Source organism: Salmonella sp. SAL4457 (assembly GCF_046548235.1).
GTDB classification, from domain to species: domain Bacteria; phylum Pseudomonadota; class Gammaproteobacteria; order Enterobacterales; family Enterobacteriaceae; genus Salmonella; species Salmonella enterica.
Map to the genome: position 1 here is coordinate 1 of NZ_JBGDZO010000686.1, position 263 is coordinate 263.

Here is a 263-nt window from a genome sequence, read left to right on the forward strand (position 1 = left end):
CCGAGCAAGTGCCGTTGAAGGAACTTGGTGGCATCGACGCCTTCTTCGAGCGCGAAGTGCTGCCGCACGCGCCGGATGCGTGGATCGACGGCGAGAAGACCCAGATCGGCTACGAAATCTCCTTCGCCCGCTACTTCTATAAGCCGACGCCGCTGCGTCCGCTGGACGACATCCGCGCCGATATCCTGAAGCTGGAGCAGCAGACGGAAGGTTTGTTGCACAAGATCGTGGGGACAGCTTGATGACAGCCACGAGCAGATATC

The 263-nt window shown here is 60.1% G+C and carries 1 pseudogene; it reads left to right on the plus strand.

The features are described 5' to 3' along the window. Positions 1 to 242 (plus strand): annotated as a pseudogene (locus ACLJNW_RS25925) (SAM-dependent DNA methyltransferase); the annotation flags it as partial. Between the last annotated feature and the right edge of the window lie 21 nt (positions 243 to 263).